This is a genomic window from Natrialba sp. INN-245 (assembly GCF_009807105.1).
Taxonomy (GTDB): domain Archaea; phylum Halobacteriota; class Halobacteria; order Halobacteriales; family Natrialbaceae; genus Natrarchaeobius; species Natrarchaeobius swarupiae.
Genome location: NZ_WUBV01000060.1, coordinates 1 through 11,354 on the forward strand (window position 1 = coordinate 1; position 11,354 = coordinate 11,354).

Consider the following 11,354-nt stretch of genomic DNA (forward strand, 5'->3'; position numbering starts at 1 on the left):
CGGCGACGGCGTCCCGGAGGGCGATTCTCGGGACGAAAACCCCACCCTCGAGGCGGACAAAACGGCCTCGACGACGTCCGAAAGCCACGACACCGGCCGTTCGGCGCTCGCCGGCGCGCTGGAGTGGTTCCACCAACAGTTAGACCGCGACCTCCCCGACGAGTGCGACCACGACACACCTCGGGACTACTACCGCGACCCCGAGGACGGGCGCGGGTGGGACGCCGACACCGTCGACGAGAAACTCCTCGGGTTCGCGCCGGCGAACTACAAAGACGAGTTGATAGCTCACCTGTTCGACCGAGGGTACGGTCGCGAGGAGATTCTCGCGACCGGCCTGTTCGCCGAACGCGACGACGGGACGCTATACGCAAACTGGAGAGGGCGCTACGTCCTCCCGTACTTCGACGAGGACGGCCGTCCCGTGTTCGCGATCTCGAGGGCGACCGACCCGGTTCACTCGGCCGACTGGAAAGGCAACAAGTACGATAAGCTCCAGGTGACGCGCGACGACGTCACCGCCGAGGAACCGATTTACGGCCTCGACACCGTCCGCGAGGGAGAACCCGTCCTCATAACCGAGGGTATCGCCGACGCAATAAGTGCACACGAGGTGGGGTATCCCTGTATCTCGCCGGTGACGGTCCAATTCAAGAAAAGCGACCGCGAGGACCTCCTCGAGGCGCTCGGCGAGCGGGACGTCGACCGCGCGTACCTGATTCAGGACGCCGAACGGCCGACGAGTAACGTCGACGACCGCGACCGGCTCACCCTCCAGCAATTCGGCGACGGCGTCAAAGGCGCCGTTCGGACGGCCGCCTACCTCGACGACCACGGCCTCGAGGCGAGAGTCGCCGAGCTCCCGCGCCCCGGCCTCGAGAAAGTCGACCTCGACGACTACCTCCAGGGCTGGAGCGACGACCTCACGCCGCTCCTCGCGAGCGCGAAGGCCGTCGACCAACACCCGGCGTATGACGCGACGACCGCGAAGGACGTCGCCCTCGACGCCGCCGAGGTGTCCGACCTCTCCCGCGACCTCGAGGCGGCCGACGGCGACCACTCGGCGCTATTCGACCTCGACATTCGGGACGTCACCGGCCTGTCGTGGGACTACCGAGGCGAAAACCCACTCGGCCACCACGGCGACAGTGAGAACTACTTCATCCTCCTCGAGGACCACGGCGTCGCATACGACCACAAATACAAAGTCGCGTACAACGCCCTCACGTACCTCCTCGTCGACGCCGGCGAGCGACGACCGGCCTCGCCGAACGGTCGGCTCGAGGACGGCGAAGTGTTCGCGGCCTGGCGACACGCCAAACGGAAGGGCGCTATTTCGACCGGCGACCCGATACCTCACCGAGCGCTCCAGTACGTCACCCTCGACCACGGCCACGCCGACGCCGAGGAGCTCACCGACGGGTGGAAACTCCCGACCGGCGCGTATAACGCCGCCCTCGAGACGGTTCGCGAGGAGTACGGTGTCGAACCGGGGCGCGACGAGATTACGGGCGGGGCGTCCGAACAAACGGCCGTCCTCCCGACCGCTGTTCGCGACCTCACCACGGCCTCGAGCGGGTGGGATTGGCGACACGCCGCCGAACAGGGCGACGCGACGCTCACTATCGACGACGCTCGCGAGCGGACGGTCGACGCTATCGCCGGCGCCTACACCTCGAGCGACCGGGTGCTCGTCGAGGCGCTCCCGACTATGGGCAAGTCCTACGGCGCCGTGAAAGCCGCCGCCGACACCGGCGAGCCCATCACGATCCTCACCGGACGGGGGCACAAGGAACAGTACGGCCAATTCAAAGAGTGGTGTGAGGAGCACGGCCTCACCTACAAGCAACTCCCGAGTTTCACCCACGACTGCGATACGGCGAACGGCGAGCACGGCGAGGAGTGGGCCGACACCGTTCGCGGGTGGTACAACCGAGGCGCGACGCCAAAGGAGATTCACAAGGCGGCCGAGTACGTCCTCGGTCGACCGCTCCCCTGCCAAGAGCATGAAGGCCAGCGGTGTCCCTACGCCTCGAAATGGGACTTCGACCCGGACACCGACGGAAGCGCCGACCCCGACGAGGACGTACAGATTGACGTCCTAATCGGCCACTACGCACACGCACACAAGACGAAAGTCACCGCCGGTCGGACGGTCGTATTCGACGAGTTCCCCGACGCCTACGAAACGAACCTCGCCGACACGCCGAGGACGTCGCTCCAGGGCGCCGTATCGTATTGGCTCCAGTCGACCGACGGTATCCCGTTCGACAGCTACACCGACCTCGTCGAGAACCGCGACGACGAAACCCGCCGAGGTGAGGCGCTATTGTGGTTCGACGAGCACGGTATCGAACCCGACGAAACCCACGTATTCGACGACGAGAGCGCACACGCTACCGCGCCCCTCGCGGTGTACACGCTCCTCGCCGGCACCGATCTCGGGAACGGGTACGAGCGCGCCGATCTCGACGACGTCGGCCTCGGTGTGTTCGACCGCGCTCGAGGCGAGGTGTCCGTCCTCCAGGCGCCGGCGCTCGAGTACGCGAGCGGTGTCGTCGCCCTCGACGGGACGCCGACGAAACGAATGTGGGAGCTCGTCCTCGGCGAGCGGCTGAATCACCGCCCTGTCCTCCAGGGCGACGAGCGCGCCGAGTACGTTCGCGACGCCCTGAATCTGAATCTGGTTCGGACGACCGAGTACGTCAAGCCGTACAACTCGGCCGACCACGTCAACACCGAACAGGACGCCGCCCTCCTCGAGGCGATAGCCGAGGAACACGGCGAGCCGGCGGCCGTGATTACGACGTCGACCGCCAAAACCGAGTACGAGGACGCCGGCCTCCTCGAGCGCGACGGGGACGGCGATCTCACCGGCGACGGGGTGCATATCGGCGACACGAAACACTACGGAAACGTCCTCGGGAGCAACGAGTTCGACGACACCCGGCTCGGCGCCGTGATAGGGTCGAACCACTACGGCGACCATTTCATCAAGAAGTGGGGCGCCTACGCCGGCGAGGCGGTCGACCGGGGCGAGGAGAAAGGCGCCGGCCTCTCTTACACCGGGTTCGGTGACGACGTCCTCCAGCATATGCGCGAGCACGACACCCTCCAGGCGGCCATGCGGTTCGGTCGCGACGGAAACGGAGCCGTCGTCTATGTTCACACCGACACGCTCCCGGAGTGGGTTCCGCTCGCCGGCGAGGGGAGAGTCGTGAAAACCTGGAGCGACGGTATGCGCGCCGTCCTCGAGGCGCTGGAGGACCTCGACAAAGCGACGACCGCCGACGTCGTCGAACACCCGGCGGTCGACCTCTCGAGGCAACAGGTATTTTCGCACCTCGAGGACCTTCGCGAGCGGGGCGTCCTCACCCGCGAACAGGACGCCGAGGACGGCCGGCGGGTTGTGTGGCTCGACGACGGCCTTCACCGGCTCGGCGAACACGGCGACGTCGATCTCGAGCCCGTCGACCTGGAGGACCTCGAGGACGAGGAGGTTCGTCAACTGGCGCGTAGTAGTACCTATACGTGGGACTTTACGAACCTCCCCGCCGAGGACGGTGGTTCACCCGCCGAGCAGTCGCTCGGGCCGGGCCGACCGCCGCGAGCTCCAGTGAACGGGGGTGATGGACCGCCCGATGACGCCGATTAGACTCATTCGACCGGCCGAGGCACGCGGTTCCAACAGTCGCGACGCCGGCACGCCTACCGTCCGCGAAACCGTACATGGAGGTGACTAATCAGCTATGACCTCGTCGCAACAGACCGGCCGTGACTCGGTTGTAACGAGTAGTAGTCAACCGGACTACGCGGCCGTCAGTATCCCCGCGAAACCCCCGACGGAGTACGATCACGTCGAACGCCGGGCCGAGTTGTTACAACAGGTTCGCGACCTCGGCCACCCGTCAATGATTCACCAGGGCGAGGCGGCCGAGCGCTACGGCGTCACCCAACAGCAAATCTCGAAAGACCTCGACCGAATCGCCGAGTACGTCGGGGAGAACCTCGGCGCCCGACATGAGCTTAGTATCGACGCCGTCTTTCAGCGGTCGATTCGGGGCCTCCTCGAGGAGGAGGAGTACCGGAAAGCCGCGAGGACGGCGAAGGATTACGACGAGTGGGTGACGTCGCGAACCGACCTCGAGGAGATTCAGGAACAGCTCGAGTTTCTCAAAGACGCACACCAAGAACAACAGAAATGACTTCAATCGACGATCTCCAGCGCGACCTGAAAGGCGTATCGGACACCGTCCTCGGTAATCTGTCGACCGAGGAGCGGATACGAGTATTCGCGAAGAAAGCCGCCGAAGGCGACGAGGAGCGGCTCGAGCAGTTGGTCGACACGGCTCCTCGGTACGAGTATACGGCGACCGACCTCGAGTACCTCGACGGGATAAAGAAGCTCGGCGCGGTTTCGCTCCAGGCGAGGTATGAGCTCCAGAACCGCTATCAGGCGATAACCGAGTGCGAAGCCACCCGCGACAAGTACATGGCGCTTATGCTGTTGAACGAGGGTCTAAGCCGCCTTTCTCGCGGGGCGTTTGAAATCGACGAGTTCGGGAACTTTGACGCCCCGGACCACGCCGACGCCGGGTACGCATACGGTAAGAAGTGGGCGCCGGACCAAGCGTACCTCGCGACAAAGTACCGCGAGCTGTGGGAGGACGTCCCGGCCGAGCTCCTCGTCGACGAGGACGACCGCGAAATCAAACAGTTCACCGAGCTCGCGGCCGCTGGTTCGCTCGCGTATCCGACGGACCTCTCGGGTGAGACGTTTGACGACCTCGAGGACGACCGTATGCCGTCGGAAGTGTACGAAACGGAGGTTCGGCTGTTGGGCGCGCTCGTCGACTTTCACACCCGGTTCCACGGCTGGCGACTGTTCGCCGAGGAGCACCTCGACATAACCCTCGACGAGCTCCTCGACGTTTCGGCGCCCGAGGAGGACGGCGTCGGGGTGACGCACGGCGTCGCCGAGATAGACGAGCAACTGGGCGAAAACATCCTGTCGCTCAAGCGTGATTACCTCCAGGCGTACCCGGCGCTCCTCGAGGAGTGGACCGACGACGCCGAGGAGGTGGACGTCGATCTCGACGCTCGCGCTCAGAACTTCGCCGACGGCCTCACCGACGCGGTCGACCTTCCATAATCTCGAGATTCAGCTATGAAACGAATCACCGACCTTAGACACGACGTCAAGAACGTACAGGATAACGTCCTCGGCGATCTCGACCCCGAGGAGCGGGTGAGAATGTTCCTGAAAGCGGCCGCCGAGGGTCAGGACGACCGCATAGAGATGCTCCGGGATTCAGCGCCGAGGTACGAATACAAAACCCGCGACCTGGAGTTTACCCACGGCGCGATAGAGGCGTACACTCTCTCGAGGACGGCGAACGCACAACTCGAACGGCTCTATACGGCCATGTTGATGCACGAAACCGCCCGGAATCAGTATGTGGCGATTGCCTTACTGAACGAGGCGCTCGAGCAACTTTCACAGGGGGATTTCACCGTCGACGAGTACGGAAACGCCGACACACCGGAGTCATGGCCTCACGACTACGGGCCACAGTACGACGTCGACGAGTCGCGGCTCGCCGGAAAGTACCGCGAGCTGTGGGAACGGAACGACCTCGAGTTAGCGTTTGATACCGAGGACCGTTCGCGGCCGTACTTCGCCGAGTTCGCGGCCGACGGGTTAGTCGGGTATCGTACCGAAACGAGTGTGGAATACGACAGGCCGGGCGGGGCGGCACAGGCGGAAACGAAACTGATGGACACCGTCGCCGAGTTCTACGAGGCGTTTCACACCTGGAGACGCCTCGCCGAGGAGCACCTCGGTATCTCTTTCGACGAGTTACTCCAGGCGTCGCAAACGGAAAAGCGCCTATTCGACGAGTGGACCGCGCCCGGGTGGCTCACCGAGGAGCGGTGTCGGGACGTCCTCGAGCGTATGGAGCTCTATCTCGACGCCTACGAGGAGAGTCAACAGAAAGTCGGTGAGGTGCTCGCCCAAGGGCCACCCGAGAGTTTCCCGGAGCTCGAGGACACCGGCATAACCGAGCGCGGTGAGGCAATGGTCGAGTACGACCTCGACGACATGGTCGAGGCACACGTCGCCGAGCTCGCCGAGGAGCTCGAGTGTTTCTAACGCCGCCTATCTCGGGACGAGGTGGCTGTATATTTGGTCGGTAGTCTGCCGGTTCGCATGGCGTAACCGGAGTTGCACGTCCTCGAGGCGTCGGCCGTCGACCTGAATAATCCGATAGGCGACCGAGTGGCGCAACGTATGGGGAGTGACGTCCTCGGCCTCACCGACACCGCCGCCGGCGACGTGGGGGCGGACATCGGCCTCGGTCGCGAGCTTTTCGACGAGGCGCTGGAGCGACCGAGTGGTGAGGCGGTCGCTCGAGCGGGTGGGAAAGAGGGCGTCGGTGTCTTTCCAGCGGTCGCGAAGGTATCGCCGGAGTAGCCGGACGGTGTCGTTCGCGAGCTCGAGCGTCGCCGGTGGGGGCGAGCCTTTCTGAATCCGGCTCGGGAGGTACACCGTCCCGGCCTCGAGATCGACGTGGTCGACGTCGAGGGCGCACACCTCGCCGGCGCGAAGGCCGGCGTCATAGAGGAGCGCGACTATCGTCTCGTTTCTATCTTGAAGGTACGTCGGGACGGCGCCGGATAGGCAGACGTCCCGGAGCTGTTCGACCTGCTCGGGTTTCAACCAGGTACGGGCGCGCCCGTCGCTATCGGTGTGTTGAACGTCGGGATTCGTTACGTCGGTATGTGTCGTCGACATAGTTCTTAAACGGTAGTCGGTGGTTCGGTCGCGAACGTCGGGGTTTGTAGTAAACTACGACGTTCGCCGGACGCCGTGACACACCTCGAAGGGTGGATACATTACTGTACGTCAGACGCCCGAGGAGCGGTTACTCCTCGGTGTCAGGATGTTCTTCGGACGCCTCGAGTTGCTGGTCGACACACCACATATAGATTTCTCGTTTCAATTCCCCGGAAGTGTCGTGACCTGAATTATAATCGAACAATCTCCCGAGACGCCAGCCGAGATTATGCCAAGACAGCGACTCATAGGTTTGCAGCCCGAATGTTTCGCCGTTCGCTGCTTTTGTCCACCCAGCTTTGAATGCGGCCAGTCGGTCGTCCGCTGGGTCTGGAAAGACGCGCCGGTCGTTCTCTTTATTATACGTTACCCCTGGGAATTGAGGGGTACCGGGAGTATCAACTTCAATCTCGTCGCCGAGTTCATCTGCACCGAACAGCATGAGTCCCTTCCACTCTAACCCGTGTTTTTCTTTGATTTCAGTTAACTGACTGTGCTGTTGTTCGCTTACCTCGAACCTTATCTCGGGCATTTTCTTTCTCTCGCCTCCAGCTACTACTACACGTTTGTTTCCATAAATAGCTTTTGGATGTTCATATCCAACCACCCCCCAATAGAATAACTCCCGCTCGCTTACTCCTCGCCGGTGTTAGGGTTCGGGACGTCGAACCCGTCCCGGTAGCACGGCCAACACGGGAGCTCGGCGTCGGCGTCCCAACAGTCGCAGTCGTCGGGGCGACCGTCAAAGTCGGTTAGTTCGGCGTCGGTTCCTTCTTGAGTCGCGGTGTCGTAGGCGGACATGGTCTTTTGCTCCAAGAAAGGCCAGTTCGGGTGTTCCAAGCACCCGGACGTTTCAACACGTCCCGAGGGAACCGTCCTTTCTTGTTAGTACCTTAGACGGCATGAACCATAAAACCACCGGAGAGGCGTATCTGTCGGTCGGTATCTGGAGTTCCCCCTTAGAAGGCATACCTTTTAGGGAACTAACGCCGTAGTAGGCACTAATGCCTGAATCCAGTAACAAAGGCGGTCGTAAGCCGAGAGTCACCGACGAGGACCTCCTCGACGTGTTTCGGTCGACGTCCGACCCCGTCCTCTCGACAGCGGAAGTCGCCGACGCCGTCCCTATCAAACGCCGAGGGACGCTAAACCGGCTCCAGACGCTCGAGGAGGACGGCGAGCTCGAGAGTAAACAGATAGGCGGGCGAAACACGGTATGGTGGTTCGTCGGTGGCGAACGGATAACTCCCGACGAGCGCGCCCGTGAGGAGGACGCCGAGAAAGCTCGCGAGGTTCGCGACCGCCGGCGCGAGGACACGGCCGAGGCGCCTGAGAGTAACAGGGGCGACACCGCCCTCGAGGACGCCCTCGCCGGGCTGGATACGACGGCCGACCGGCGCGACGCCGTCCGGGCCTGTGTCGAGCACCTTCGCGAGCAGGGGACGGCGCAAAAGAGCGGGTTCGTCGACGTCGTCTATCCCGAGCACCCGGCGGGGTTCGGGAGTTCCGGCGGGTGGTGGAACAAAATCGGCAAAGAGTACCTCGGGGCCGTCGCCGAGGACGTCGACGTAATCGCCCCACCGGCGGGCGAAGGGAGTCACACCTGGCGATACACCGGGGAGGCGTAATCAGCCATGACCGACATATCGACCGCGAGCGAAAAGATACGAGAGTATTGCCGTACCCACCCCGAGGTGTTCGACGACACAACGGAAATTCACGCCCTCGCCGAGGGGCAGATATACCGAGCTCGGTACGACGCGGTCCGCGACCGGGTGGACGTCGACCATGCGCTCGCGTATGAGCTGGTGACGTGCCCCGAGTGTCGGAGTATCACCGAACACCACGACGCCCTAACCGACTGTTGTGGGGCGGTGGTTCCAGGGAGCAACCTATGACCGAGGACGTCGACCCGGAGAACCCGCGACCGGCGGGCCACTACGGCCGTTTTCGCGACGCCCCCTGGTACTACGTAAGCGACGACCTCGCGAGCACGGTAATGCTCGGGCCGGCGACCGACGCCGAACCCGGCGACGACTGGATTCTCTCTTTCTCGGCCGAGGGGCGAACCGACGAGGACCGCGAGCGGGTGTGTGTTCGCCTAACTCCTCGCGCCCTGCATGAGCTGTATATCGAAGCGAAAGACCTCTCGCCGGACGCCCGACAGGCGGGACACACCGCCGAGTGCGACCTTTGCGGTGAATCCGTCCCGCTCGAGAAAGCCGTCCCGAACCCGCGAGGCGAACCCGTACACCGCCGGTGTTACGTCGACGCCTACGGCGGGCCGGAGTGGCTCGAGGGGTACTAACCGACCGTGAGGCGCGACGCCGTCGCCGAGCGTTAACCAACACCGGCGGGCGAGGGCGTCCGACTGTTGGTTAAGACCTCGGGCGCGCCGGTTACAGGTGCTCGGGGTTCGGGTGGATGCCGCCGTAGTCGAGGGCCATGTGGGCGCTTTCGGGTATCTCCTCGCCCGCCTCGAGGACGTCCCGAACCTCCTCGAGAGTCGGACACTCCTCGACGGGCGGGACGCCGATCTCGACGCCGACCTCCCCCTCGGGCGCGTACACGCCGTGTTTCTCGGCGTATTCGCGAATGACGTCGTTCGCGACCACCGCCTCGAGAGTGTTGAAAATCTCCTCGCGGTCGGCCTCGGCGCGGATCATGTGGTACACGGACGCGAGCACGGCGCCGTGAATGATCCGGCGGTCGACGACGTCCCACTCGTCGGACGGGAACAGTCGGCTCAAGTCCTCGTCCTCGAGCTCGAGGAGGTACTGAATATCGACGAGGGCGTTACGGAAACGGTTCCGTATCTTGTGACGCTTTTGCCGGACGGCTGTATCGCTCATATCCTCGCGAACGCCCTCGTCCTCACCCGCGAGGAGAAAGGCCCTGTCGTGGGCCGTCAATATCCCACGCTCACGCTCCGGGTTGTGGTCGACGATTCGGCTGTCAGTATCCCGAGTTCCGTTACTGCTCACGCTAACACCGTATAGCCGGGGTACAAAAGAATTAATGGTGTGTAGCTACAAGAGAGAGTCAAGGAATGGCGACTACGATCACCACCGTTTCAGTTCATCCCGAGCGCGCCGAAGCGCTCCGGGAGTACCGCGACGAGCGCGGACTCTCGAGCATGGACGCCGCGCTGGAGGAACTTCTAAGCCGGAGGGGTGAGTGATGCCACTCATGAACGGTAGAATTGGTGAAAAACGCCGTCGGCCTGAATCTATCCAGGACCGGGCCGACGACGTTTGGACAATTACGGGCGTTATCCCGAGTCGCGACGACCGACGCCGCGACCCGAGTATGGGGCGACGCCGGACGACGAGCAGGTCAACCACGGGCAGGTGGTTCCTGTGATTGTTCCTTTCGTCGCCGAGCCTATTAGCGTTACTCCATCCACTAACGCGCCCGTCAATGGACCCCGACACGCCTTAGTGTCGACTCTTAGCCCGAATGACGGACGCACACACTACGACGGATAGCTGGATCGACGCCGAACGACCTTCGCCCGAAGCCTCGCCGAGCGCGGGCTGGAGAGAGACGGCCGCGCTTATGCACGTCCCGGTCGACCTCGAGGAGGTGGTCGCATGAGCGCGACCTTCGGCGAGGTTCGCGAGTGGAACGGCTCGACGTTCGACCCGTCGAACCTTCGCGTGTTTTCGTATCTCCCCGAACAGGACGCCGACGAGGCGTATTGCGTCCGCCACGACCGGGAGATGGACGCCTTTCGTCCGGCGATTCACCGCGCCGGCGCGCTGTATGAACCCGGCGAGGGGTACGCGGTGTACTCATGCGCTCACTGTCGGCGCGAATTTGGGCCGACGCTATCCGCGTACCTTCGCCACGCAATGCGGGCGACGTTCGACGAGTGGGACGACCCGGACGGCCAACTCCCCCGACGCGCCTTTGACTACGTCGACGAGGGTTCGCCGGAGGACGCGCTCGAGGTGATGTTTTCCGATGAGTGAATCAATTCACGAGACTGCCGAGCGGGTGAATCGAACGCGCTCCGGTGAGCTGACGCCGGCGGGGCTCGCCGGCCACGTATGCCGGGAACGCGGAAACGACGACGGCCTCGAGGAGCTCCTCGAGGTGTGTGAGGACGTCCTCGCCGACCCGGCGACGGCGGACGCGACCACGGACACGACAACCCGCGACGGGGGTGTCGCATGAGCGCGCCGTCGATCTCCTGGGACGAGATTCTCCCCGACGCTCGGGGATACCTCGGCCTCGAGGACGGCGAGCCGGTCCCGCGTAACGAGCTCGTCGAACAGGCGAAGGCGAACGGCTGGAGCGAACGCGAAACGGTCCAATCCCTTCGCGACACCGACGACGTCGTTCCCGCCGGCGACGGCCTGGAGAGTGGGCTCGTCCTCGCCGACGAGCTCGCGGGCTCGAGTGACGACCTCGAGGACGGCGACGGCGTCCCGGAGGGCGATTCTCGGGACGAAAACCCCACCCTCGAGGCGGACAAAACGGCCTCGACGACGTCCGAAAGCCACGACACCGG

At 63.8% G+C, this 11,354-nt stretch carries 16 protein-coding genes; 12 read left to right on the forward strand and 4 right to left on the reverse strand.

Going from position 1 to position 11,354, the window contains the following annotated elements; translation table 11 throughout:
- The 4 genes from GRS80_RS15885 to GRS80_RS15900 form a co-directional block, all read left to right on the forward strand.
- Positions 1-3,655, forward strand: a 3,655-nt coding sequence (locus GRS80_RS15885; RefSeq protein WP_200840405.1) for a hypothetical protein, incomplete at its 5' end; no start/stop codon positions are given.
- Positions 3,656-3,749: 94 nt separating this feature from the next.
- Positions 3,750-4,205, forward strand: coding sequence for a hypothetical protein (locus GRS80_RS15890; RefSeq protein ID WP_160048417.1), 456 nt, complete (start codon positions 3,750-3,752; stop codon positions 4,203-4,205).
- Between the two features lie 131 nt (positions 4,206-4,336).
- Entirely contained in the window at positions 4,337-5,152 is an 816-nt protein-coding gene (locus GRS80_RS15895; protein WP_160048418.1) for a hypothetical protein, read from the forward strand.
- Positions 5,153-5,167: 15 nt separating this feature from the next.
- Entirely contained in the window at positions 5,168-6,154 is a 987-nt protein-coding gene (locus GRS80_RS15900) for a hypothetical protein (RefSeq protein ID WP_160048419.1), read from the forward strand.
- 6 nt (positions 6,155-6,160) lie between these two features.
- On the opposite strand, the gene GRS80_RS15905 is transcribed toward GRS80_RS15900, so the two are convergent.
- The 3 genes from GRS80_RS15905 to GRS80_RS15915 form a co-directional block, all read right to left on the reverse strand.
- Positions 6,161-6,796 carry a site-specific integrase gene (locus GRS80_RS15905; RefSeq protein ID WP_160048420.1) on the reverse strand — a complete coding sequence of 212 codons (636 nt, stop codon included), beginning with the start codon at positions 6,794-6,796 and terminating at the stop codon, positions 6,161-6,163.
- A 130-nt stretch (positions 6,797-6,926) separates the two neighbouring features.
- The gene (locus GRS80_RS15910) at positions 6,927-7,445 is read right to left on the reverse strand and encodes a hypothetical protein (protein ID WP_160048421.1); all 519 of its coding nucleotides are present in this window, start codon (positions 7,443-7,445) and stop codon (positions 6,927-6,929) included.
- A gap of 26 nt (positions 7,446-7,471) precedes the next feature.
- Positions 7,472-7,639, reverse strand: coding sequence for a hypothetical protein (locus GRS80_RS15915; RefSeq protein ID WP_160048422.1), 168 nt, complete (start codon positions 7,637-7,639; stop codon positions 7,472-7,474).
- Positions 7,640-7,842: 203 nt separating this feature from the next.
- Here GRS80_RS15915 and GRS80_RS20490 point away from each other — a divergent pair, with 203 nt between their 5' ends.
- From GRS80_RS20490 to GRS80_RS15930, 3 genes are read left to right on the forward strand one after another with little or no spacing between them, the layout of a single operon-like run.
- On the forward strand, positions 7,843-8,466 hold the full coding sequence (locus GRS80_RS20490; RefSeq protein WP_200840406.1) for a hypothetical protein: 624 nt from the start codon (positions 7,843-7,845) through the stop codon (positions 8,464-8,466).
- Between the two features lie 6 nt (positions 8,467-8,472).
- A complete protein-coding gene (locus GRS80_RS15925; RefSeq protein WP_160048423.1) occupies positions 8,473-8,736 on the forward strand; it encodes a hypothetical protein in 264 nt (87 codons plus the stop codon).
- On the forward strand, positions 8,733-9,146 hold the full coding sequence (locus tag GRS80_RS15930) for a hypothetical protein (protein ID WP_160048424.1): 414 nt from the start codon (positions 8,733-8,735) through the stop codon (positions 9,144-9,146). Before GRS80_RS15925 ends, GRS80_RS15930 begins: the two co-directional genes overlap by 4 nt.
- A 91-nt stretch (positions 9,147-9,237) precedes the next feature.
- Here the strand turns inward: GRS80_RS15930 and GRS80_RS15935 are convergent, their stop codons facing one another.
- Positions 9,238-9,822, reverse strand: coding sequence for a hypothetical protein (locus GRS80_RS15935; protein WP_160048425.1), 585 nt, complete (start codon positions 9,820-9,822; stop codon positions 9,238-9,240).
- 65 nt (positions 9,823-9,887) lie between these two features.
- Between GRS80_RS15935 and GRS80_RS20980 the strand changes: the two genes are divergently transcribed.
- The 5 genes from GRS80_RS20980 to GRS80_RS15955 form a co-directional block, all read left to right on the forward strand.
- On the forward strand, positions 9,888-10,019 hold the full coding sequence (locus tag GRS80_RS20980) for a hypothetical protein (protein WP_255455299.1): 132 nt from the start codon (positions 9,888-9,890) through the stop codon (positions 10,017-10,019).
- A 278-nt stretch (positions 10,020-10,297) separates the two neighbouring features.
- Positions 10,298-10,435, forward strand: coding sequence for a hypothetical protein (locus GRS80_RS15940; RefSeq protein ID WP_160048426.1), 138 nt, complete (start codon positions 10,298-10,300; stop codon positions 10,433-10,435).
- The gene (locus tag GRS80_RS15945; protein WP_160048427.1) at positions 10,432-10,812 is read left to right on the forward strand and encodes a hypothetical protein; all 381 of its coding nucleotides are present in this window, start codon (positions 10,432-10,434) and stop codon (positions 10,810-10,812) included. Before GRS80_RS15940 ends, GRS80_RS15945 begins: the two co-directional genes overlap by 4 nt.
- Entirely contained in the window at positions 10,805-11,017 is a 213-nt protein-coding gene (locus GRS80_RS15950) for a hypothetical protein (protein ID WP_160048428.1), read from the forward strand. Before GRS80_RS15945 ends, GRS80_RS15950 begins: the two co-directional genes overlap by 8 nt.
- Positions 11,014-11,354, forward strand: a 341-nt coding sequence (locus GRS80_RS15955) for a hypothetical protein (protein ID WP_200840407.1), incomplete at its 3' end; no start/stop codon positions are given. The genes GRS80_RS15950 and GRS80_RS15955, both read left to right, overlap by 4 nt.